At 40.9% G+C, this 22,924-nt stretch carries 18 protein-coding genes and 1 pseudogene; 14 read left to right on the top strand and 5 right to left on the bottom strand.

Annotated elements, in window-relative coordinates:
• Positions 1-108 precede the first annotated feature (108 nt).
• Positions 109-387: a hypothetical protein gene (locus HWQ42_RS25295; protein ID WP_292816985.1), complete on the top strand. Its 279-nt coding sequence runs from the start codon at positions 109-111 to the stop codon at positions 385-387.
• 253 nt (positions 388-640) lie between these two features.
• Here HWQ42_RS25295 and dnaK read toward each other — a convergent pair whose 3' ends face one another.
• Complete coding sequence (gene dnaK, locus HWQ42_RS25300; protein ID WP_292730160.1) at positions 641-2,599, bottom strand: molecular chaperone DnaK; 1,959 nt, start codon at positions 2,597-2,599, stop codon at positions 641-643.
• Between the two features lie 227 nt (positions 2,600-2,826).
• Positions 2,827-3,576, bottom strand: coding sequence for a nucleotide exchange factor GrpE (gene grpE / locus HWQ42_RS25305; RefSeq protein ID WP_292816986.1), 750 nt, complete (start codon positions 3,574-3,576; stop codon positions 2,827-2,829).
• A 369-nt stretch (positions 3,577-3,945) separates the two neighbouring features.
• Between grpE and HWQ42_RS25310 the strand changes: the two genes are divergently transcribed.
• The 8 genes and pseudogenes from HWQ42_RS25310 to HWQ42_RS25345 all read left to right on the top strand — a co-directional run.
• Positions 3,946-5,952 (top strand): type II/IV secretion system protein, encoded by a 2,007-nt coding sequence (locus tag HWQ42_RS25310; protein WP_292816987.1) that lies wholly within the window; start codon positions 3,946-3,948, stop codon positions 5,950-5,952.
• Positions 5,953-6,031: 79 nt separating this feature from the next.
• Positions 6,032-7,159, top strand: coding sequence for a type IV pilus twitching motility protein PilT (locus HWQ42_RS25315; protein ID WP_292730152.1), 1,128 nt, complete (start codon positions 6,032-6,034; stop codon positions 7,157-7,159).
• 75 nt (positions 7,160-7,234) lie between these two features.
• Positions 7,235-8,458 carry a type II secretion system F family protein gene (locus HWQ42_RS25320; protein WP_292816988.1) on the top strand — a complete coding sequence of 408 codons (1,224 nt, stop codon included), beginning with the start codon at positions 7,235-7,237 and terminating at the stop codon, positions 8,456-8,458.
• A 121-nt stretch (positions 8,459-8,579) separates the two neighbouring features.
• The gene (locus HWQ42_RS25325) at positions 8,580-9,140 is read left to right on the top strand and encodes a hypothetical protein (RefSeq protein ID WP_292816989.1); all 561 of its coding nucleotides are present in this window, start codon (positions 8,580-8,582) and stop codon (positions 9,138-9,140) included.
• Between the two features lie 423 nt (positions 9,141-9,563).
• Complete coding sequence (locus tag HWQ42_RS25330; protein ID WP_292816990.1) at positions 9,564-10,643, top strand: serine/threonine-protein kinase; 1,080 nt, start codon at positions 9,564-9,566, stop codon at positions 10,641-10,643.
• A gap of 539 nt (positions 10,644-11,182) precedes the next feature.
• Positions 11,183-13,207, top strand: a complete 2,025-nt coding sequence (locus HWQ42_RS25335; protein WP_292816991.1) for a serine/threonine-protein kinase — start codon at positions 11,183-11,185, stop codon at positions 13,205-13,207.
• Positions 13,167-13,376, top strand: coding sequence for a hypothetical protein (locus HWQ42_RS25340; RefSeq protein ID WP_292816992.1), 210 nt, complete (start codon positions 13,167-13,169; stop codon positions 13,374-13,376). The genes HWQ42_RS25335 and HWQ42_RS25340 overlap by 41 nt, the downstream gene beginning before the upstream one ends.
• 143 nt (positions 13,377-13,519) lie before the next feature.
• Positions 13,520-13,609: pseudogene (locus HWQ42_RS25345) on the top strand (winged helix-turn-helix domain-containing protein); the annotation flags it as partial.
• Between the two features lie 65 nt (positions 13,610-13,674).
• Here the strand turns inward: HWQ42_RS25345 and HWQ42_RS25350 are convergent.
• Both HWQ42_RS25350 and HWQ42_RS25355 read right to left on the bottom strand, forming a co-directional pair.
• Positions 13,675-14,661, bottom strand: a complete 987-nt coding sequence (locus HWQ42_RS25350; protein WP_292816993.1) for a methyltransferase domain-containing protein — start codon at positions 14,659-14,661, stop codon at positions 13,675-13,677.
• A gap of 162 nt (positions 14,662-14,823) precedes the next feature.
• On the bottom strand, positions 14,824-15,039 hold the full coding sequence (locus HWQ42_RS25355; RefSeq protein ID WP_292816994.1) for a hypothetical protein: 216 nt from the start codon (positions 15,037-15,039) through the stop codon (positions 14,824-14,826).
• Between the two features lie 14 nt (positions 15,040-15,053).
• Here HWQ42_RS25355 and HWQ42_RS25360 point away from each other — a divergent pair, with 14 nt between their 5' ends.
• Positions 15,054-15,395 carry a hypothetical protein gene (locus HWQ42_RS25360; protein ID WP_292816995.1) on the top strand — a complete coding sequence of 114 codons (342 nt, stop codon included), beginning with the start codon at positions 15,054-15,056 and terminating at the stop codon, positions 15,393-15,395.
• A gap of 112 nt (positions 15,396-15,507) precedes the next feature.
• Here HWQ42_RS25360 and HWQ42_RS25365 read toward each other — a convergent pair whose 3' ends face one another.
• On the bottom strand, positions 15,508-16,746 hold the full coding sequence (locus HWQ42_RS25365; protein ID WP_292816996.1) for a peptidase: 1,239 nt from the start codon (positions 16,744-16,746) through the stop codon (positions 15,508-15,510).
• 556 nt (positions 16,747-17,302) lie between these two features.
• On the opposite strand from HWQ42_RS25365, the gene HWQ42_RS25370 reads away from it, so the two are divergent.
• From HWQ42_RS25370 to HWQ42_RS25385, 4 genes are all read left to right on the top strand, one after another.
• Complete coding sequence (locus tag HWQ42_RS25370) at positions 17,303-19,375, top strand: serine/threonine-protein kinase (protein ID WP_292816997.1); 2,073 nt, start codon at positions 17,303-17,305, stop codon at positions 19,373-19,375.
• Positions 19,376-19,631: 256 nt separating this feature from the next.
• Positions 19,632-20,894 carry an O-antigen ligase family protein gene (locus HWQ42_RS25375; protein WP_292816998.1) on the top strand — a complete coding sequence of 421 codons (1,263 nt, stop codon included), beginning with the start codon at positions 19,632-19,634 and terminating at the stop codon, positions 20,892-20,894.
• Positions 20,891-22,036, top strand: coding sequence for a glycosyltransferase family 4 protein (locus tag HWQ42_RS25380; protein WP_292816999.1), 1,146 nt, complete (start codon positions 20,891-20,893; stop codon positions 22,034-22,036). The genes HWQ42_RS25375 and HWQ42_RS25380 overlap by 4 nt, the downstream gene beginning before the upstream one ends.
• 310 nt (positions 22,037-22,346) lie before the next feature.
• Positions 22,347-22,862, top strand: coding sequence for an ester cyclase (locus HWQ42_RS25385; protein WP_292817000.1), 516 nt, complete (start codon positions 22,347-22,349; stop codon positions 22,860-22,862).
• The last annotated feature ends 62 nt before the right edge of the window (positions 22,863-22,924 follow it).

Here is a 22,924-nt window from a genome sequence, read left to right on the forward strand (position 1 = left end):
CACTTGCTACCCTATGGATTAAGTGTTTTGCCTACAGATATGCAAGAGCAACACATTATCCTTTAGAGGGCGGCTTGCCGGAGGGCAGGCAGAAGATAAAATTAATTTTTGTTAATAACTGATTTTACCCTTTACCTTTTACAAAAATCACCGACAAATCTTGAGCAACAGGTGCTTTCCTCGTGGGAGACGACAAAAGCTATAGAAGTTAGGAACAGGGGAAGCCTCTGCTCAGACTTCTCACTGCCGAGTCGGCTGTCTCTTTTACAATTGTGCTACTTAGGAGAGGAAAACCTCGCCCATCAACCAGAGGGGCTAGCCGCACCATTAGGTGTGGAAAACCACCCTTATGCAATGAAAGTGGCTCTGAACTTGCACATTGCCTAGCCCAAAGTAATATTGCTTCTACAATCTAGCAAACCGCTGGGGTCTTGTGAAACTTCGCTAAATATTTAGATATATTAAAATGTCTTAATAAAAATTTGCAACTTAGGAGAGTGGGGAAGATGAAAGAGACAAGGGGACAAGGAGAATAACCAATGCTCAATGCCCAATGCCCCATGCCCAGTGCCCCATGCCCAATGCCCCATGCCCAATGCCCCATGCCCAATGCCCAATGCCCAATGCCCCTGCCCAACCCCTAATCTATCGCCTCATAATCAGCTTGAGCGGTACTTTCTTCGTCAAAATCAAAGTTGAATTGTGGTATCAGCGTGCCATTCATTGGTGAGTCTACTTCTGGGGTAAAGTGACCAGATGAACCCTCCTCAATCTCATCAGTTTGGCTGTTAGCTCGATTGTAAACATCAGCACCAATTGCAAACAAGGTTTGTTGGAAGTCGTCTAAGCGCTGCTTAAATTCCACTATGGAAATGCTGGAGTCAATCATTGCAGCTTGAAGTTGTTCAACTTTTTCACTGGCCAAGGTTTTCATCTGCTCGCCAATAAAGTTGCTATTATCCTTGATGGTGGATTCATAGCTGAACAACAAATTATCTGCTTGGTTTTTGAGTTCAACCAGTTCTTTACGTCTTCTATCTTCTTCGGAAAACAGTTCGGCTTCTTGGCGCATCCGTTCGACTTCGTTGCTATTCAAACCACCTGTATTGGTAATCCTGATACTCTGTTCTCTACCTGTACCTTTATCTTGGGCAGAAACCTTCAGGATGCCGTTGACATCGATTTCAAAGGATACTTCAATTTGCGGTACACCACGGGGAGATGGGGGAATTCCTGCTAGCAAAAACTTGCCGAGACTCTTATTATCTCGTGACATCGCCCGTTCACCTTGGAGAATGTGAATTTCCACTGAGGTTTGCCCATCAACGGCAGTGGAAAAAACTTGTGACCGACTCGTAGGAATTGTGGTGTTGCGTTCAATGATTTTGGTGAACACTTCACCCAAAGTTTCAATTCCCAAGGACAGAGGGGTGACATCCAATAGTAAAAGATTATCGACTTCGCCACCCAACACACCTGCTTGGATAGCTGCTCCTAATGCTACGGCTTCGTCAGGGTTGATGGAGCGATCGGGAGCTTTCCCGTTGAAAAACTTAATTAGCGCGTTTTGGACTGCCGGAATACGCGTAGAACCACCTACCAAAATAATCCGATCTATGGCTTCTGGTTTGAGATCCGCATCTTTGAGCGATTGGATCAGTGGCTCAATGGTCGCTTCAATTAATTTCGCGGCGAGTTCTTCAAATTTCGAGCGACTAAGTTCCATCTCCAGATGCTTTGGCCCGGAGTCATCCGCTGTGATAAATGGCAAATTGACAGAGGTATTCATCATACTGGAGAGTTCAATTTTTGCCTTTTCCGCTGCTTCCCGCAGGCGTTGCAGCGCCATCTTGTCTTTGGAAAGGTCGATTTTCTCTTGTTCTTGAAAACGTTCCATCATCCAAAGGACGATCGCATTATCAAAGTCGTCTCCACCCAAGTGGTTGTTACCACAAGTCGCCTTCACTTCAAAAACGCCATCCCCAAGTTGCAGGATCGATACGTCGAAGGTACCGCCTCCCAAGTCAAATACTAAGATTAGCTGCTCTTGGTCTTGCTTTTCTAATCCAAAAGCTAAAGCCGCAGATGTTGGTTCATTAATGATTCGCAGGACTTCTAGTCCTGCAATGGTGCCAGCATCTTTAGTTGCTTGTCTTTGGGCATCTGTGAAATATGCTGGTACGGTGATCACTGCTTGAGTGACCTCCTCACCCAAAAAGTTTTCCGCATCCTGCTTCAGCTTTTGCAGAATCATTGCGGATAATTCTTGTGGCGTATAGTTTTTTGAGCGAATTTGGACATCAACGGTCTCGTCTCGACCTTTGACACAGTTGTAGGGGACGCGATCGCGTTCTATTTCAGTATCTTCCCAACGCCGCCCGATGAATCGTTTAATACTGTAAATTGTGTTTTCAGCATTGGTTACGGCTTGGCGCTTTGCCAATTGACCAACCAAGCGATCGCCACTCTTTCCAAATCCCACAATACTTGGAGTAGTTCGTCCACCTTCAGAATTGGAGATCACTAGTGGTTGACCACCCTCCAAAACTGCGACGCAACTGTTAGTAGTGCCTAAGTCGATCCCAATAACTTTTCCCATATTTGACAGTATTTTTACTGAATATTTCTGCTGTAGTATGTCGCGGACTAACTTTTTTGCTAAAAACAAAGGCTAGCGGATAACTTCTATGTAACCCCTGTTGCTGGTAGCAATCAAGAAGTTGAAACACAGATAGTTATCCAAAGCCTTGTCCAAGTTTTAGGTACGCGATGCTCGTCTTTGCTATAACCCAGGCACTTGAGGTCAGCGAGGCGAGCAACTACAGCTTAACTGCTGGCTGAACTCGACTGATCTTCTGGTGCGAAAGGTGTATCTTCCTTGGGAGCAGCTACTTTGACCATTGCATGGCGTAGCACGCGATCGCCCAAGTAATATCCGCGCACTAACTCTTCTAACACTGTTCCTTCAGGATGTTCATCCGTAGGTTCCCGCATTACTGCTTCGTGCAGGTTAGGATCGAATTCTTGACCTTCGGGACGCATTGGTGATACACCCAAGCGCTTCAGGCTATCTACTAATTGTTTGTAAACGCCTTGGTAACTTTTGTGCATGGTCATTTCGCCATCAGATTGTGGTTTGAGGTGCGATCGCGCCCGCTCAAAATTATCGACTACTGGCAGCAATTCCAAAATCGTATTCCGCTTCACCTGTAACTCTAGGTCTTCTTTTTCTTTGCTAGTGCGTTTCCGGTAATTCTCAAAATCAGCGGCAATCCGCATATATTGAGTACTACGCTCTTCTAGTTGCGTTTTTACAGACTCTATTTGTTGAGTCAGTTCTGCCAAAGCTGCCCTTTCTACTTCAGTTTTCTCAGTTGCAGCGACGCTATTTTCTGAATTGAGAGTAGCAGTATCGCCTGATATATTTGTTTGGGCTGCCACTTGCTCTGTCGCCTCGCTGCCAGATTCATTGAAATTAACTTGGGCTGGGAAGTCACTCTTCATTGCTTGCTTTACCTCTGTTGGTTCACCCAATTGCTGGCTTGTATTGTTTATCTGTTTATTTTCATCGATCATTGTCTATTCATTCCAGATCCTATTTATGGCAGTGTATCTCCACAGCTTGCAACCGTCGTCATCCACGACGTGCCTCTGAGGCTGATTTTGTTGCCGACAAGTTCCTGGAAGTGATATAACCGTCCTCTTATTGTGACAAATGGTGAACACGTTAGCCCAGACGCTACTAAGGCGGGAACCCGAACGAGTAATTTGCAATAATAGCGCCAAATGCGACTCGCCCCTTATCTTATTTGAAAATATCTTTAATTTTGAATTTTGAATTTGGAGCAAAGCGACGTGATTCAGGACTTTTTTGGGAAATGAGAATTCTGTCTCACAGCCTGGGAATACTTTAAGCAGAGGTTTCCCCTACTCAATTGCTCATTTATGACTTACTCGTCACCACAACGGCGCAGTACCGCTCTAACTACTAGAACAGAGTTTTCGCCCTTCGGCAACAAGCTAGTGCAATCTGGCTATGCCAATACCGAACAGATGAGGCTGGCATTAATTGAAAGCCGCAAATCTGGCAGACCGTTAACAGAAGTATTAGAGTCAATCACTGGGCAACAACTATCGCCTGAGTTGCTTAGGCAATACAAAAAACAGCAACTATTTGAACTGAAAATACTATACGGAGTTGAATTTCTAGATCCAGAAGTCAATTCCGTTGGCAACACGATGATGGGGAACCTGATTGAAACCCTCATCCCAGTCGATATCTGCCGTCGCCATCGTTTAGTACCACTGTCGAAACACGAAGACCAAACCCCGCCCTCAGTTTTAGTGGCGATGGTTGCTCCAGATAATCTAGAGGCTTCCGATGACCTGAACCGCATCTTACGCCCCCAAGGCTTGGCCTTGCAGCGTATGGTGATTACCCAGGAAGATTACCAGCAGCTAATCAACCAATATCTGGATGAAATGGCTGTTAAGCAGAAGCATCTGGAACAAGAAAAGTTTACAGATATTAATCAGGATTTAGAAAACCTCGGAAATCTCGATATTTCGGATGCTCCTGAAGAAATGGAGGCCGATCTAGGGGCAGCGATGAAGGGTGCGGAGGATGCCCCAGTTATCAACCTAGTTAATAGAATTCTGGCTAAAGCCTTACATGAGGGCGTTTCTGACATTCATATCGAACCGCAAGAAGAAAACTTACGCATTCGCTTTCGGAAGGATGGCGTACTGAAGGAAGCTTTCGATCCCCTACCGAAAAAAATCATCCCGGCGGTGACAGCCCGATTTAAAATTATCTCCAATCTAGACATTGCCGAACGCCGTCTACCCCAAGATGGACGTATCCGCCGGATGTTTGAGGGACGTAAGGTGGACTTCCGGGTGAATACCTTGCCTAGCCGCTACGGGGAAAAGGTGGTACTGCGGATTTTGGATAACTCCTCCACCCAACTGGGATTAGATAAGTTAATTACCGATCCAGAGACTTTACATATTGTCCAGGATATGGTTAGCCGTCCCTTTGGGCTAATTTTGGTAACTGGGCCAACTGGTTCCGGGAAAACAACCTCGCTGTATTCTGCACTTTCAGAAAAGAACGATCCCGGAATTAATATCAGTACTGTAGAAGACCCAATTGAGTACAGTCTTCCAGGGATTACGCAAGTACAGGTGATTCGGGAAAAAGGGCTGGATTTTGCTACTGCTCTGCGGGCTTTCTTGCGACAAGATCCAGATGTGCTATTGGTGGGTGAAACGCGGGATAAGGAAACGGCAAAAACAGCGATTGAAGCTGCCTTGACCGGTCACTTAGTATTAACTACTTTACATACCAATGATGCCCCAGGAGCGATCGCTCGTTTGGGAGAAATGGGGATTGAGCCTTTCATGGTTTCTAGTTCCCTAATTGGCGTTCTAGCTCAACGTTTGGTGCGGCGGGTATGTTCTGAATGTCGCATTCCCTACACTCCCACAACTGAAGAACTAGCTCGTTATGGTCTATCAGCTTCCTCTGATGTGGGAGTCACCTTCTATAAAGCTAACACCTTGACATTAGATGCGATCGCAGATGCCAAAGCCAAAAATCAGCTTTGCCCAAAATGTAATGGGGTCGGCTACAAAGGGCGTTGTGGTGTTTATGAAGTCATGCGAGTCACCGAAAACCTGCAAACTCTGATCAACGAAGATGCACCAACGGAACGCATCAAGGAAGTGGCAATAGAAGAGGGTATGAAAACCTTGCTGGCTTACAGTTTGGACTTAGTGCGTGAAGGTTCCACCACTCTAGAAGAAGTAGAACGAGTGACGTTTACTGATACTGGTTTGGAAGCAGAGTTAAAAGCCAAACGCAAGACTGGTCTTACCTGTCGGAGTTGCGATGCCACATTGAAACAAGAATGGCTGGATTGTCCTTACTGTATGACAGCTCGGTTTTAAGACTAGTCATTGGTCATTGGTGAATGCTTAATAACTTTAAACAACTGACAAATAAAAAACATTAAAAGGAAGCAGAACTATGGAAATGATGATTGAAGATTTGATGGAGCAGTTGATTGAAATGGGTGGCTCGGATTTGCATTTATCCGCAGGTTTGCCTCCCTACTTCCGTATCAGTGGCAAACTTACCCCTATCGGTGAGCATGTATTGACAGCCGATCAATGTCAAAGGCTGATTTTTAGTATGCTCAACAATACCCAGCGTAAAACCTTAGAGCAGACTTGGGAGTTGGATTGTTCTTATGGTGTCAAAGGTTTGGCTCGTTTCCGGGTCAATGTCTATAAAGAGCGTGGTGCTTATGCTGCTTGCTTACGAGCATTAAGTTCTAAGATTCCTAATTTTGAAAAATTAGGGCTGCCAGATATCGTGCGAGAAATGTGCGATAAGCCCAGAGGACTTATTCTGGTGACAGGCCCTACAGGTTCCGGCAAGACAACTACTCTAGCGGCAATGATTGACTTGATTAACCGCACCAAGGCAGAGCATATTTTAACGGTGGAAGACCCGATTGAATTTGTCTATGAACCAATTAAAAGCTTAGTTCACCAGCGGCAACTAGGAGAAGATACTAAGAGCTTTGCTAATGCTTTGAAAGCAGCCTTGCGGGAAGATCCAGATATTATTTTGGTGGGGGAAATGCGCGATTTGGAAACGATTTCTTTGGCGATTTCCGCAGCAGAAACAGGACACTTGGTATTTGGCACGCTACACACTAGTTCTGCCGCCCAAACAGTTGACCGGATTATTGACGTTTTTCCCCATGAAAGACAAACCCAAGTGCGGGTGCAGTTGTCTAACTCATTGGTGGGTGTATTTAGCCAAACCTTGGTGTCTAAGAAAAACCCTAAACCCGGTGAATATGGTCGGGTGATGGCTCAAGAAATTCTGATAGTCACTCCTGCTATTTCCAACTTGATTCGAGAAGGCAAAACATCTCAAATTTACTCAGCGATTCAAACTGGCGGCAAATTGGGAATGCAAACTCTGGAGAAGGTTTTAGCTGATTTTTATAAAGCAGGAACGATTTCCTTTGAAGCGGCAATGTCTAAGACTTCTAAGCCAGATGAAATTCAACGTCTAATTGGTAATTCTACACCGCAAGCTACCGCCGGTGCTAGACCCGGTGCGGCTGCCAAAGCACATTAAAAGAATTGGGGATAGGGGAGATGAAGAATATTTCATCCCCTTGAGTATTTTGAATTTTGAATTTTGAATTTATTTATGCCAAACTATGTTGCCCGTGTTCGCGATTCACAAGGAAAATCCCGAACAGAAAAAATTGTTGCTGAATCCTTGGTACAAGCTCGTACTAATCTCAGAGATCAAGGTTTTGTAGTTCAAGAACTCAAGCAATCTCAGGGATTTCAGCCAGATGTTGCCTTTAAAAAATTCCAGAATTCCTTAGTTAAGGTTTCTGTAAAAGACAAAGCCGTTTTTTCGCGCCAATTTGCCGTTTTGATGAATGCGGGAGTTGCGATCGTTAGAAGTCTGGGGGTGCTTTCCGAACAGTGTAGTAATACTAAATTGAAACAAGCTCTTGTGGAGATTAGTACTGATGTTCAAAGCGGAATGAATCTTTCAGAGGCAATGCGAAAGCATCCTGACTGCTTTGATGGATTATATGTGAGTATGATTCAAGCTGGCGAAGTTGGTGGTGTTCTAGACGAAGTATTGAATCGTTTAGCCAAGTTGTTAGAAGATGTTGCCCGTTTACAGAACCAAATTAAATCAGCACTGTCTTATCCAACGGTCGTGGGTTTTATCGCAGTTGCTATTTTTCTGGGCATGACTATTTTTCTGATTCCCATTTTTGCCACGATTTTTACACAAATTGGAATCTCATTACCACCTTTAACGCAATTCTTGATGGATGCTAGTAAGTTTTTGAGAAGTCCGGGTGCTTTCGTCCTACTTGCTGCTCTTATAGGACTAAAATTTGCCTTTACACAATATGGTAAAACTCCTGTTGGTCGCATCACAATTGATCGTTTATCTCTGAAAATGCCATTGTTTGGTGACTTAATTCAAAAATCTTCAGTTGCCCGCTTTAGCCGAACTTTTGGTTCTTTGACTCGTTCAGGTGTACCAATTTTAACTTGCTTAGAAATTGTCCGAGATACATCAGGAAACCAAGTGATTGCCAATGCCATAGACGCAGCCCGTATGGAGATTCAACAAGGAGGCATGATTAGCATTGCTTTACAAAAAGATGCCGTTTTTCCGGCTATGGCAATTCAAATGATTAGTATCGGGGAAGAAACTGGAGAATTAGATGCAATGTTGATGAAAGTTGCCGATTTCTATGAAGATGAAGTCGAGCAAGCAGTAAAAGCAATGACCAGTATTTTGGAACCGGTGATGATTGTAGTTCTAGGAGGAATGGTGGGAACCATTTTGCTAGCAATGTATCTACCGATGTTTGCGGTATTTGAAAAGCTGGGATAAAGGATTAATAGTTAAGAGTTAGAAGTTATGAGTTAGAAATTAAAATTTTTTATTCCTAACTTTTAGCTCCTAACTGATTAATTTTATTATTAACTTTTAACTCCTCACTATTTAATAAATTATGACTGTGCAAAAATCTCAGTACGAAGCGAGTTTGGCAGAGTACAGCAATCATCTAGCTGCGATCGCCTTACTAAAGCAATATCGGCCATACTTGGAGATGATTCCCAGTCTGCGCCGTCCAGATGAAAGTGTCATCACTATACCTTTGCCAATTGTCCGGCTTCGCAATAATGCTACAACAGCCCCACAAACGATTTGCTTACCCTGTGATGTGGCAATTTTGATGTGCGATCCAGAGTGGAAAATCAAAACTGGAGCAGAAATTTTAGTCTTTATTCATCGCGCTCACGAAGACTTTTCTGATTTGTTAGGACGTTGGCGACAAACCCAAGTTTATCTAGACAATGATTATGAGTGGTTGATGCCTCTCCGTCACAGTCATATTTTGAGTGAGGGAGCTAATGCTATATATCCTCTGTTTATCGTTTTTAGTGAGACTTTAGAACGCATCCAAAGAGGCCTTGTGGGAGCCGAACTCCCATTTATTATGCAAACACCAGATTTGCTGGTTGAGGAGAATCTCACAGATATTTTCTCTTCACAAACTCCACCAGCTTAGGTACTTACAGCAGAATTCAGAATTCAAAAGTAAAATACGCTTTATACCCGGCTAACAGACGAATCGTTGTGTACCTCACTAGTTTGAAATCTGCTGTATAGTCAAAAAAAATATCATAAATGTACTAAGTGTGAAACTACATATTTTTACCCCCGGCTATGCCGTCCCCCTTTTGCTAAACTAGAGGGGTTTTATTATGTGCATCTTCATACAAAATTGTTACAAGTACCCACGCAACAGACTTTCACCTCTAACAAACTACAAATTAGCTTGTGACACATCCGTAAAAGGGCCAGTTCTACAAAAATTTATTTTTACTTTTTGAAGAGTAATGAGGATTTGGCAAAGATTCAGTAATCTTACTGTTGCCAATAAAGAATTGTCATAGAATTAGAGACATTTAAAAGCAGATACTTTATACTAATGAATCGTTTTCCTCAAAAAACAACGAATTCTCAAGAGAGCATTTCACAACAAACTCAGTTGAGTCACATTTGTGGTTCCAAACGGCTATTTCGCGATCGCTATGAAATACTACAAATTTTAGGTAGAGGTGGTTTTGGTGTGACATTTTTAGCCAAAAATGCCGTATTACCTGGGAATCCACTGTGTGTTATTAAACAGCTTTGCCCAAAAGTGACTAGTCCCCAAAGTTGGCAAAGGGCATGTATGCGCTTTGAAAAAGAAGCCAGAACTTTGGGGCAACTCGGTAGTCATTCGCAAATTCCCATGCTATTAGACTACTTTCAGGCGAATGGGGAGTTCTTTTTAATTCAAGAATATGTGCCGGGTTTGACTTTGGCGCGAGAAGTACGGCAAACTGGGCCCAAAAGTGAAGCCTCAGTTAAGCAGTTCTTACAGGAATTATTACCTGTATTACAGTATCTTCATAAACATCATGTAATTCATCGGGATATTAAGCCTCAGAATTTATTGCGGTGTGAATATGATGGGCGCATAGTGCTGATTGATTTTGGTGCGGTGAAAGAGAAATTAGTTGATGCTTGTGAAAACTCAATCAATCAAGCTGTAAATACCAACTTTATCGGGACTAGGGGATTTGCACCACCAGAACAGTTTTCTCTACGTCCAGTTTATGCCAGTGATATTTATGCACTGGGTGTAACTTGTATTTATATGTTGACTGCTAAAAGTCCTTTAGAATTGGACTACGACCCAAATAGTGGTGAAATATCTTGGCAAAAACAGGTAAATATCAGCAACAGTTTCGCCCAGATTTTAGGAAAAATGGTGAAAATCACCTTAGAGGATCGGTTTAAGAATGCCGATGAAGTGATGAAAGCTTTAAGTAATGAAACTTATTTGCCTACTTTGGCTAACTGTCTAACTACCCAAAAATTAAATAATAAAAGTATTACACAACACGAAATTACACAACATGAAATTACACAACACGAAAATTATGATGTATACATGCCACCTGTAGCCAGAACTGCTAGTGCCATTCGGAAATGGAGAGCTAGATTCAAGGAAACAAGATAACATACAGCAGAATTCAGAATTCAGAATTCAGAATTCAGGAGTAAAACAAGCTTTATACCTGGGTAACATACTTAGCTTGTGTACCTCAACAACTTGAAATCTGCTGTCTATTGCAGCCTTTTTTAGCTAAAGTATCAAATGAATAATTAATTATGGGCAATTTAAAATAGTTAAAACAAATTTAGTAAGCATTTTAACTATATTTGATAGTCAGTAATGATTCATTAATCAGGGTTTATCTTCAATACTTAGTCAGCTATCGCTTGCCAAGATACAAGCAAAATTACTAGGTTTAAAAGTTTCAAAAAACATTTTTATTTAGATTATTATATAATCGATAGAATAATTAATCTTATGGCTCTCGTAGTTTTCCACAGATGAGGAAGACTGACTACTATTTACAAAAGCTAACTATATAAGTAATTCCCCAATCCCCAGAACAGGGTTTATCTACCACAAGTAAGCGAGAGTCAATTATCTTAAGGGAAAGTTCGGGGCAAACTTAGCCTAAGTTGTCATGCAGTCGCGCCTGTCAGATCATGATCTGCTGCTTAAATCCCGATTGCTCAAATCCCCTGAATCCTAATGGAAAGAAGTTTTGCCAAAGTTGTAGCACCCCGCTGGTGTCACTTTTAAGAAATCGCTTTCGTGTCATCCGAGTCCTTTCAGATGAGGGGGGATTTGGCAGAACCTATCTATCAGAAGACGTAGATAAACTCCATGAACGCTGTGTTATCAAGCAATTAGCTCCAAAATTCCAAGGAACTTGGTCGCAAAAAAAGGCGATGGAGTTGTTTGCCCAAGAAGCGCAGCGACTACAAGACCTTGGGGAACATCCCCAAATTCCGACTTTGATAGCTTACTTTGAGCAAGACGGCTGCCTATATTTGGTGCAGCAGTTTATTAATGGAGATAATTTGTTAAAGGAGTTGCAACAGCGCAAGGCTTATAACGCTAGAGACATTCAATCTATTTTGCTAGACTTACTGCCCATCCTCAAATTTATCCACGATCGCAAAGTTATTCACCGAGACATCAAGCCAGAAAATATTATCCGCAATAAAAATGATGGACGATTAAGCCTGATTGATTTTGGCTCCTCAAAACAATTTACCGCCAAAGTTCAGCAGAAATCTGGCACATCCATTGGTTCACATGGTTATTCTCCCCTAGAACAAATTAGAGATGGCAAAGCTTTCCCCGCCAGCGACTTGTTCGGTGTGGGGGCTACCTGCTTTCATCTGCTAACGGGAAATTCCCCGTTTCAGTTGTGGATGGAATCTGGGTACGCCTGGGTAAGTAATTGGCGGGAATATTTGCGGAGTCCATTAAATCCTGAGTTGGATTTTGTCATCGACAAGCTTTTGAAAAAAGATATCCAGGAACGTTACCAGTCAGCCGAAGAAGTCCTGAGAGACTTGACTCCCAAACAACTCCTCGCCCTGCCTCCGGCGGGTAAGTCATCGGGGAAATTACCACCAACTAAAGCACCAGTTTTACCAAAAAGTTCTCCCTTACTGAGAATTATAATCTTGGTAAGTGCTTTCATTCTGTTGTTTGGATTCAGCGAATCTTGGTATAAAAATTTTCGCCGGATTCAAACTAGTTTGGTTTCTAGGTTGATTCAACAAAATAATCCTGGTAAAAATGACGCGATTTTGAGTCAGATTAGCTTGGGTAAGGTTTCCTTGGATAACACCCTTCAAGGACACGAAAACTCAGTTTTATCTGTCGCCATCAGCCCTGATGGTAAAACCATAGCTAGCAGTGGCGATCGCACAATCAAACTTTGGAATCTCGCAACCGGAAAACTAATCGCTTCACTCAACGGGCATTTTCAGCAGGTGAATGTCGTGGTAATTAGTCCAGATGGCAAACTTCTGGTTAGTGCCAGTGATGACAACACCATTAAAATCTGGAATCTGGCAACACGCAAACAAATTCGCACTCTTATAGGGCATTCTGACTCAGTTCATGCCCTAGCCATCAGTGCTGATAGTGAGACTCTAGTTACTGGCAGTGATGACAATACGATTAAAATCTGGGATTTGGCAACAGGAGAGCAAATTCGGACACTAGCAGGGCATACATTCTGGGTGCGGTCAGTAGCTATCAGTCCTAATGGCGTGCTTTTGGCCAGTGGCAGTTTTGACAAGACGATCAAAATCTGGAATCTAGCAAAAGGATACCCAATCCGCACACTAGAAGGAAATTCTCAAACAGTGACAACTGTGGCTATTAGCCCAAATGGTAAAACTTTAGCCACTGCTAGCCGCGATCGCACCATCAAACTTTGGAATTTAGCTACCGGAAGAGAACTTCGCACCCTAGCGGGACATGGCAACACTGTCACATCCGTAGCCTTCAGTGCCGATGGTAAAATTGTTGCTAGTGGTAGCCGCGATCGCACTATCAAACTGTGGAATACAGCAACAGGAGAAGAAATTCTCACATTGGCGGGGCACACCAACACCGTCACATCTGTTACCTTCACTCCTGATGGCAAAAGCCTTGTTAGCGGTAGTGAAGATAACACGATTAAGATTTGGCGGTTGTCTCAGTGAGTGGGGATTAGGGATTGAGGATGAAGGAGAGTTAGAATCTCGTTCATCCACCTTTGGACTGGATGAATCCAGATCAAATACTCGTTCATCCACCTTTGGACTGGATGAATCCACCTTTGAATCTCAAACCATTCCCCAGTCTCCAGCCCACGATCCCCAATTACGATGAACTGTCTCAAATGGGGAGGGGTGATAATGAGCAGCATTCCCAACCATCGCCGCGATCGCAGGTTTGGAATTAAAATAACAAAGCTGTTTTCAGGTTGGCAGCAAGTATTTGGAGAAGCACGCACCCGGATTTTGCTCTGGTACTTGCTTGTCTATGTTGGTTATCTCCGCAAGAAACTAGGCAGTAACATCATTGAAACCGTTAGAGGAATGGGTTATCGCTTGCGAACCTAATACCAATCGCGTCAATTAGTTTGCCCTAGCGAATGAATTCGCAACCTCTAAAACTAACGAGGCGATCAGGAATTGCTAACTAAACTATACTGCTTAGTTGATTTCTGCAACGAGTTAGCTCTGATTGCGCGGAACATTCCGAATCGGCACAGACCCGCGCTGAATGCTAGCCGCATCAGTAGGAGAGTAGGTACTTCTCGCAGAGATTTAATGAAACCAGATAGACCAAAACGCACCAATCCCTCTGGTCGAGTCACTCCTTGCCAGATGGAATCTAGCCAAGAAGGAAGTGTTTGTTCCGTCCAGTCTGTCGTTATTACTTCCCCCTCAACTAATCCCGTTGCTGCCAAAAGCTCGGAAAAGCCTTCAATACTGGAAAAAGCCGGATGCGACCACTGATCTAATAGTTGCCGCATTACCCGTTTCTCCCAAAAATTGAGCGGTTTTTGGCGATCGTCTCTCTGATTCCAATCGGCTAAAACCATCACTCCACCCGGTTTTAGCACCCGTATCAACTCTCTAGCAAAAATGGCTTTATCTGGCATGTGTGGCCCAGCTTCAATCGACCAAACTACATCAAAACTAGCATCTGGGAAAGAAAGTGCCATCGCATCATCCACAAGAAACCGCACATTAAGTTCCTCTTGGGTTAACTGCTGGGCGCGTTGGACTTGTTGGGGACTAATGGTAATACCCGTGACTGCAAAACCGTAATCTCGTGCCAAGATGCGACTGCTACCTCCAATTCCACAGCCAACATCTAAGAGAGTCGTGCCAGGGGGTAATTTATCTAAACCACCCCAACGTACCATTTCATGCACAAAGTCAGATTTAGCAGTCAGAAAATCCTTTCGTTGTGGTGGCGAACCATAATGACCTAAGTGGATATGTTCACCCCAGTAGAATTCCAAAATACCGTCTTCAGTCCATTCGTCATAGGAATTGGCTACAGAGTTAGATGATTGATAAGGCCTAGCAGTAATTAGATACAACCCTAGCAAGAGTGTTATTAGTGCCAGCAAAACTCCTAACGTCGAAAAAAACCAACTCATGGAAATAAACCCTTAATGTTTTCTAACAAGTTTATCCAATTGTTAGACTGCAAGCTGTCCAATTTTCTCACCGAAGTAGGGGCGCAAGGCCTTGTGCCCCTACCGCGTGGTCTATTTACCTGAAAATAGCTCATCAGTGGAATATCAAAACTGGATGAATGTTTACCAACGAGTCTTAGGGATATCTAATGCAGGTTTGTTAGGCGAAATATATTTCGTATAGAGAACGTCAAAACTCTTTTTTTCTCTCTCTGCGCCCTCTGTGTCTCTGCGGTTAAATAAATAATTAACCGCAGAGGCGCAGAGAACACAGAGAGAAGAGAGGAATTCATTTTGTAAAAACAGAATTTGAACCATGAATAAAGCAGAAATAACCATAATTGTTTCGCAGCGTGAGCGATTCAGTTCTCACCTGTGGGCAAAATCCCCTGTGGCTGGAGAAAATAGCGATCGCTCTTGAAAGAAAATTAAATTACTATATTAGCGATCGCTTGACTCAAAAATGCACTACCTTTGTAGTTTCTCATAATCTTAGAGCCGTAGAACAAGCCGATTTAATTCTCTACATCGAAGACGGACAGATTTTAGAGCAAGGTACGCATCAAGAATTACTGCACTTAAGTGGACGTTACAGCGCAATATATGCCTTGAAATCTGCGGTAAATTCCCAAGAGGATCGTCATGTAGAGACGCGATTTATCGCGTCTTTAAAGACCAATTATCTACACCAATAACCCTTAAATGAACTTTGTACAATGGCATCGAGACTATTACGGTAAATAAAAAAACATTCCGGGCTATATCCTACTCATAGCAATAGTCTCGATACCAGAATCGGTAATTACTTCAGAAAATAGTCAATCTATATTTACCGCGTTCCTGTGGATTTTTGGAAGTAATAACTATATAGTATGTATCATCTTCAGGCAACCTAGCTCGGTCAATTAAAGCACTGTAGACACCACTTTTGTCTTTGTCTTTATCAATCGCGATCGTCTGTCCTTTAGAATTTAGCAAAGCTACATAAGGAGAAAACTCTTCATCAACACTATCAACACGAATACTTATCAGCTGATTTTTTTTACCTTGGAAATTAGAAACATTGTAAGCGCCTCCATTTTGTTTCAGGGTTGAGCTTTTGGCAGTTAATTGGTCTGATTCATCTAAAGTATAGCTAGCTCTATCATTCCTCAGAGCCAAGCTATAGCGGCCTGTATCTCCAGGATCTTGACTAGTAACAGCAATCTTGTAAATGCCATTCTTAGGCAGTCGCGCAAAAATAAATGCATCATCGCCACCACTGCTTTTATCCAAAGCGCCTTTTTTGACAATAATATTGTTATCAGGATCGTGCAGAAACAACAAGGGTTTTAAACTCAAGTTATTATATCTGCGTGTATCATTACTGCCAATCAGTCTAATTTGAACTAATTGATTTTCTCTGCCCTCAAACTCATAGAAATGAAAATATCTACCTTCAGATTGAAAGTCACTCTTACTTAAAATCCCTAATGCAACATCTACAAAGTTAATCTCTTTGTAAGTTGGTGTTGCAGGTGAAGAAATCGCTGAATTATCGAGATTTTGGTTCCCAGTTGTAGCGACATTAGAACTTGGCTTGCGAACTCTCCTGGAACCACCATTAGAACGATTGGCGTTTGAATTTGCAGTTCTAGTTCCAGAGGATCTAGATGCACCACCACTATTGGAACGATTAGAATTGGAGTTATAAGTCCTACGTCTAGACGATCTAGGAGTAGAGCTATTATCTGAAACGCTGGAAGCTCGCTGAGAATTTTCTGTATTAGACGATACGCGAGGAGTTTGCTGTACTGGTGACTCAATAGATATCTTCCGTCTTGGAGATATTGATGCCTGAGAAGGAGGAATTTGCTCAATTCCTTTTTTTACTGCTTCTGGTTGTCTCTCATCTGGTGATTTAGCAATTATGAAGTCTTGAGAACTTTGAGATTTTACCAAAGCACTTATAGGCAGCACATTACTTGTGATTAACAAACTACTACTCACGCAACCAATTAAAACATGACTTAATTTGCGACGATAGTTTTTGTTGTCTAATAGCATAATTACGCTCCTAATTTTGCTGATAATTTTGTCTATTATTGAAAGACAAAATTAATACTAGTTGCTGTTTTAACCGCAGCAGTTATTTAAATTGAAAGGGGAATTTAGCGTATATACCTTAGCGGTTTGCTAAAGGCATCGCCTGTAATCAAATGAATTCGTATATCCTACATACCCAAATGTTTGCCACAATCAAATCGGAAAAATTATATTTTCAATTTAGACTACTAAAGAAAATCTCAATTTCGTAAGTATATACTGAGCTACAAACTTAGATTGCTGCTTTTCGGATTTTTGCCCAGATATTTTTGAAAACCTGACTAAGTGGCTCACACAGATGTAATACACAAGCAAACCTGACGCCCATCAATTAGTCAAAAGGCATCGCTCAAACACAATTTTTTGCAAGTTATCTCAAGTTATCTAAATTGTTCAATACCTGATGAGGTAAGGAAATTGGGGATTTGTATGGTGTCTCAGTGATATTTACTAACAAGAGAGATTATACTGCATGACTTAAGATGAATATATACCCCAACTGAAATGGATTCCCAGTATGCTCTGTTGTGTGAATCCCGATTGCGAAAAACCCTTAAATCCTGATAAAAACAACTATTGCCACAGTTGTAGAGCGGAATTGATACCCCTGCTAGGAGGTCGCTATCGTCCTACTCAGGTTTTATCAGACGAAGGTGGATTTGGTAGAACCTATCTAGCCAAAGATGTACACAAACTGAATGAATGCTGTGTTGTTAAGCAATTCGCGCCAAAACTTCAGGGAACTGGGCCGCTAACCAAGGCCGTTGAACTATTTAAACAAGAAGCGAGCCGACTGCAAGAACTGGCAGAACATCCGCAAATTCCAACTTTATTGGCTTATTTTGAGCAAAATAGTTATCTTTTTTTGGTGCAGCAGTTTATCGATGGGCAAAACTTGCTCAAAGAATCGGAAACGCGGGCAAACTATAACGAAACAGAGATTCGCCAACTTTTACTAGATTTACTGCCGGTACTGAAGTTTATCCATCTGCGGGGAGTGATTCACCGGGATATTAAGCCACAGAATATTATTCGTCGTCAAAGTGATGGGCGATTAATCCTCATTGATTTTGGAGCTTCCAAGCTGCTGACAGCAACAGTGCAGACTAAAATGGGCACTGTGATTGGCTCACACGGTTACACTGCACTTGAACAGATGCAAGAGGGAAAAGCTTACCCAGCCAGTGATTTATTCAGTTTGGGGGCTACTTGTTTTCATCTCCTGACTGGGGTTCGCCCATCTCAACTGTGGATACACCAGGGTTATGGTTGGGTTGCATCTTGGCGGCAACATTTAACCAGTTCAGGTAGAGACGGAATTTCAATATCTGTAGAGTTGGGTGAAGTTTTGGATAAGCTGTTGCAACTAGACATCCAAAAGCGTTATCAATCGGCCGATGAAGTCATCAATGACTTGAGACCTCAACTACCACCATTGTCATCAGTACCCCCAACTATACTGACACCAACATTTGCAGCTACCCCAGCAAACAAGGTGCCAGTTTCACCAAAATCAAATAACAATCTGAAAAGTCAACTGCTGTTAGGTTCTAGCATTTTAGTGTTGGGATTAGGGGGAGTTTGGTATTTTCAGTCTCGTCCCCAGACAGTCAGCGAGGTTCCTGAACCTATTTCTCAGCCTATTTCTCAGCCTATTCAGCCCCAAAAAAACGTCTCAGAAAATTCTTATCTACCCAAACCCTTCAAGGGGCATTCTAGTGACGTGAATTCCGTAGCTTTCAGTCCTGATGGTACAACCCTTGGCAGTGCCAGTGATGATAAGACAATCAAGCTATGGAATCTGACGGGTGGACAAGAAATCCGCACTTTAGAAGGACATTCCAATTGGATTTGGACTATAGCTTTCAGTCCTGATAGCAAAATCCTCGCTAGTGGCAGTGCGGACAAGACAATTAAATTGTGGAATCTGGAGACAGGAAAGTTAATCCGTACCTTGGAGGGAAATAGCGACGGAGTTACTTCTGTAGCTTTCAGTCCTGATGGCAAAACCCTTGCCAGTGGCTGTGCTAGTAAGGATATGAAAATCAAAATATGGAATCTGGAGACAGGAAAGTTAATCCGCACCTTAGAGGGACATACGAGTGGTGTTGCATCTGTAGTTTTCAGTCCTGATGGTAAAACCCTTGCCAGTGGTAGCTGGGATAAAACAATTAAATTGTGGAATCTGGGAACAGGAAAGTTAATCCGCACCTTAGAGGGAAATCCAGAATCGATTCTTTCAGTCGCTTTTGCTCCCGATGGCGTCATCCTTGCCAGTGGTAGTAAAGACAAGACAATTAAATTGTGGAATTTGAAAACAGGAAAGTTAATCCACACCTTAAAAGGACATAATGATAAGGTTAATTCTGTCGCCTTTTTGCCAAGGGTAGGTTCAAATGGTATCACCCTTGTAAGTGGCAGTAGTGACAAGACAATCAAACTTTGGAACCCAGTCACAGGAAAGGAAATCCGCACTTTGGAGACAGGTTCTGGATATATTTATGCCGTTGCCATTAGCCCAGATGGACAAACCATTGCCGGTGGTGGAAGTGGTGAGAACATTCTCAAAATTTGGCAGATGATTAATTAAAAATATCTGATAATGTACATTCGGAATAGATTGCGACTTTTTCGGGTTCTACTCAGAAAGAATATTTAGCTGTGCAAAAATCTCAAATTAATCCTAGCTTAAAAAGATGATATTGGCGAAGACTGTATTATGCTAATATTCTCTACGTACTCAGGATTATAACTTGAAAAAAAATATCAAAATCTATCCCTAAACCTGCAAAAGTAGGTTTATATAGGTTTTCTTTTGTCAAAAAAATATCTTTAAACAAAAGTTTATGATTAATATATTTTTTCTGCTTATATTATTTTCTTCACTTTTAGGGCGAATTAAATTTCCAGGAATAAATATTGGCATTCATTATTTATTACTTCCTGCATTTAGTTTTGGGATCATTAGTTTATCTTTCAAATCTCTACCAGAAGTTGTTAAGAAGCATAAAATAATTTTGATATCTATAAGTCTCATGTATTTGTGGATGTGCCTGTCCTCATTAATGAGCGAGTTTCCAAATATTGCTATTACTTATAGTCTAAAATACTCAACTTATTACATATTATTTTTTGCTTTTTTAGTATTAACCTTTAAAAATATAACAACACTATTTCTAACATTCTATTATCGTTGCATATTATACTTGCTACAGATAATTGCAGGTTTGGGTTTTTTAGAGGTTTTACTTCCCAACAACTGGATTTTTAAATCATTAAAGTTCCCCAGCTTTTATCCTGAGATTGGTTCAATTATGCAAAACCCTAATCAGTTTGGGGTCATAGTCGCCATTGGATTATGTTTAAGCCTGATTTTAGAAAAACAGAATAATATTTCTAAAATTGAATTACATATAAGCGAATTAATTTTTGTAATTCCCTTAGCTTTATCTGCCAGCGGGAATGGTTGGGTAATTTTCATAATTGGTATGTTTCTTTTGTTGATATATAAAATTATTAGTTTTAGAAAAATGATTTATCTAATCAGCTTGTTGTTTTTATTCATTGTAACTGTACCTGTTTCTACACGGCGAATTGGTTTGGCAGATAGTAAAATATTTCCATTAACTAATGTATTTACAGAAAATTCAAATTTATTAAATCCACATGGTAAAAAGATTATTACTCTTGTAGGAACAGGTGTTACAAGGTTTGAAATGTGGCAGGCAGCTATTAATGAAACTATTAAAAGACCATTTACTGGTATAGGTATAGGAGTTTTTCCAGACCAGATAGGAGTGAAAGTTTGGGGAAAGAAAAGTTATCACGCACATAATATATTTTTAAATGTGTCAGCAGAACAAGGAATTCCTGGATTATTGCTATTTACTAATTTTTTAGCGAAAATAGCATTGAAAGTTAAGTATGCTAATCCTTTAATTACTGTTCCAATTATTATGTTTTTAGTGTCTCAAATTCCAGATGTTTTTACTGAAGACTATACTTTTACAACTATTGAGTTTTATTTTATAGCAGCGGCTATCAATTCTCGAAAAGATGTTGTCACCCAATTAAAACCTGAAATTATTGAAAATGCCAAAAAACTATGAGTGCTAAACCTCGTCTTTACTTAATATTTCCGAATATATTTGATTTCAAGGGAGGTATTCAAGTTTACTCAAAATTTTTGCTGCAAGCTTTACAATATATATATCCTGAAGCCGATTATGATGTGTTTCTAAAATATGATAAGTATAGTTTAAAGCAGCCAGGTAAATTGCAGTTTTTAAGTTCGACAATATTTCATTATTTTGGAGATTTACCAAAGTTACTACAACCAATTTTATTTGCCACAAAAATAATTATTTTAGCTATTCTTCAACATCCTATTATAGTCATTTCCACTCATGTTAACTATGCTATTGTTTGTTATATTTTAAAACTTTTCACTGGAATTCCTTACTGGGTAGTTGCTCATGGCTTAGAAGTTTGGAATATCGAAAACAAGGCAACAAAATTAGCTTTAGAAAAAGCAGATAAAATCATTAGTGTTAGTAATTATACTCGCCAGCGCTTGCTTCAAGATACAAATATTGATTCCGAAAAAATAGTTATTTTACCTAATACATTTGATGCGAGTAATTTTTCAATTAATTCTAAACCTAGCTACTTACTGAAGCGATATAATTTAACAGATGAACAGCCTGTAATTTTAACAGTAACACGGTTAGGAAGCACGGCAAAATACAAGGGTTATGACCAAATGCTTCATGCTTTAGTTAAGGTGCGGTTGTATCTCCCTAATGTTCACTTCATTCTTGCAGGGAAAGGAGATGATATACCTCGAATTAAAACTTTAGTTACCAACTTAAATCTACAAGATTGTGTGACAATTGCCGGATTTGTTCCAGATAAAGAATTGTGCGATCATTACAATCTCTGCGATGTTTTTGCTCTGCCTAGTAAAGGAGAAGGATTTGGGATTGTTTTTCTAGAAGCTTTAGCTTGTGGTAAACCTGTATTGGCGGGTAATCAAGATGGTTCTATAGATCCCTTAGCTGACGGGAAGTTGGGATGTTTGGTCGATCCTGATAATGTTGAAGAAATTGCCGATAATCTAATTCAAATCCTGCAAGGTAATTGCTCTAATCCAGTAATTTACCAACCCAAATATTTACAAAAAAAAACTATTGAAGCTTTTGATTTTAGCCAGTTTTGTGCAAGTTTAGCAAAGTTATTTAGTGGAAATTAGTTACAATTTAAGAAAATTTGGTAAAAATAATGGACGATTCAGTGTTTGTGATATTTCTTGCCTTTGGGTTTCTTTGGGTTTTGATGGGAGTTGTAGGTTGGATTGCGTTTCTAAAATCTGAGGGTGAGGAAATTAAGTTTGGTAAGTGGGGACTTATAGTTGCTATTCCCATCTTAATACCAATAATTTTTACTCTGATTATTGGTGTATTTTACCATAGGTAAAATGGGCGATCGCTGGGCAAAACAGCATAATAGATGGACAATGAATGGGACAATAAATTACTTAAATAAGCTATTTGTCAGATTGTATGTGTAGAGAAATAAGTCCAACTGAACAAAATAAAAATATCGTTCTTCAGTTCTATGGAGCTTTCGATAGCCGGAATATTAGCCAAGCCTTGGCGCTTCTCGCACCCAATTTTATTGCTCATATCGCTGGTACACCTGCTCCTCTTGATGGTGAAGGTTTTAAACAGTTTGGTATGGCTTTTTACTTAGCCTTTACCAACAGTCAACATACATTTGATCAAGTGCTTGTTAAAGGAGATAAAGTTGTTACTTGTGGAACATTTACAGCTAGGCATCTAGGTGAATTTCAAGGTCTTCCTTCAACAGGTAAAGAAATTAAGTTATCAATCATGCATATTGATCGCGTTGAAAACGGCAAAATTGTAGAGCATTGGGGGCAAGGCGATGCATTTGGATTAATGCAACAGTTGGGTATTATCTTTTTACCAGGGCCTGCCCTTTTTCCGCATATTTTTAAAAGTCTTTTATCCAAGCTGTTGAACAAGCCAATAGGAATTAATAACTTAGGAGTATGATATTTATTCTTAACACCAATGTTATGAAACTACTAGTTTTGTAACAGCGCTCGCAAGAAGAT

The sequence above is a fragment of the Nostoc sp. JL23 genome, assembly GCF_017115065.1.
GTDB classification, from domain to species: domain Bacteria; phylum Cyanobacteriota; class Cyanobacteriia; order Cyanobacteriales; family Nostocaceae; genus Nostoc; species Nostoc punctiforme_A.

Coding starts and splice junctions, on each gene's coding strand:
- dnaK (WP_292730160.1), bottom strand. CDS start 2,599: ATGGGAAAAGTTATTGGGATCGACTTAGGCACTACTAACAGTTGCGTC.
- grpE (WP_292816986.1), bottom strand. CDS start 3,576: ATGATCGATGAAAATAAACAGATAAACAATACAAGCCAGCAATTGGGT.
- HWQ42_RS25310 (WP_292816987.1), top strand. CDS start 3,946: ATGACTTACTCGTCACCACAACGGCGCAGTACCGCTCTAACTACTAGA.
- HWQ42_RS25315 (WP_292730152.1), top strand. CDS start 6,032: ATGGAAATGATGATTGAAGATTTGATGGAGCAGTTGATTGAAATGGGT.
- HWQ42_RS25320 (WP_292816988.1), top strand. CDS start 7,235: ATGCCAAACTATGTTGCCCGTGTTCGCGATTCACAAGGAAAATCCCGA.
- HWQ42_RS25325 (WP_292816989.1), top strand. CDS start 8,580: ATGACTGTGCAAAAATCTCAGTACGAAGCGAGTTTGGCAGAGTACAGC.
- HWQ42_RS25330 (WP_292816990.1), top strand. CDS start 9,564: ATGAATCGTTTTCCTCAAAAAACAACGAATTCTCAAGAGAGCATTTCA.
- HWQ42_RS25335 (WP_292816991.1), top strand. CDS start 11,183: ATGATCTGCTGCTTAAATCCCGATTGCTCAAATCCCCTGAATCCTAAT.
- HWQ42_RS25350 (WP_292816993.1), bottom strand. CDS start 14,661: ATGAGTTGGTTTTTTTCGACGTTAGGAGTTTTGCTGGCACTAATAACA.
- HWQ42_RS25355 (WP_292816994.1), bottom strand. CDS start 15,039: ATGGTTATTTCTGCTTTATTCATGGTTCAAATTCTGTTTTTACAAAAT.
- HWQ42_RS25365 (WP_292816996.1), bottom strand. CDS start 16,746: ATGCTATTAGACAACAAAAACTATCGTCGCAAATTAAGTCATGTTTTA.
- HWQ42_RS25370 (WP_292816997.1), top strand. CDS start 17,303: ATGCTCTGTTGTGTGAATCCCGATTGCGAAAAACCCTTAAATCCTGAT.
- HWQ42_RS25375 (WP_292816998.1), top strand. CDS start 19,632: ATGATTAATATATTTTTTCTGCTTATATTATTTTCTTCACTTTTAGGG.
- HWQ42_RS25380 (WP_292816999.1), top strand. CDS start 20,891: ATGAGTGCTAAACCTCGTCTTTACTTAATATTTCCGAATATATTTGAT.
- HWQ42_RS25385 (WP_292817000.1), top strand. CDS start 22,347: ATGTGTAGAGAAATAAGTCCAACTGAACAAAATAAAAATATCGTTCTT.